The 360-nt window shown below is 57.2% G+C and carries 1 pseudogene; it reads right to left on the bottom strand.

Annotation, left to right across the window (positions count from 1 at the left end):
• A pseudogene (locus tag AC5ZGW_RS47640) lies at positions 1 to 268 on the bottom strand (GMC family oxidoreductase); the annotation flags it as partial.
• Between the last annotated feature and the right edge of the window lie 92 nt (positions 269 to 360).

Genomic DNA, 360 nt, shown 5'->3' with positions numbered 1-360 from the left:
AGCGCCTTATCGGCAGCGCTGTCTGGTCAACGCTGTTGCGGAACGTGAGAGTCTCGCGGGACGCGTCCTGCATCAGGTCATGACGAATGGCGAAACGCAGTTCGTCGTGTATCATCGGCGCGGCAAAGTTCGGGATCGTGTCGCGCATCCCGCCGCGCTCAATCGCCAGCACGTTGAGTCCCGCTTTTGTTAGTTCCCTCGCCAGCACAGCCCCGGTCCAGCCAAAACCTACAATGACTGCGTCGACGGGTTTCAACTTCGTCGCCATCGGAATTCTCCTTCGATCTGAGATCAGCTCAAGTCAGCGATGCTTTGACTTGGTTCGGTGTAAGGCTTGTTGTAAGTCGTCTCGATCAGGTC

This window comes from Bradyrhizobium sp. Crot121 (assembly GCF_059512385.1).
The sequence above is the reverse complement of the archived record's forward strand: the minus strand, read 5'-3'. Positions and strand labels throughout refer to the sequence as shown.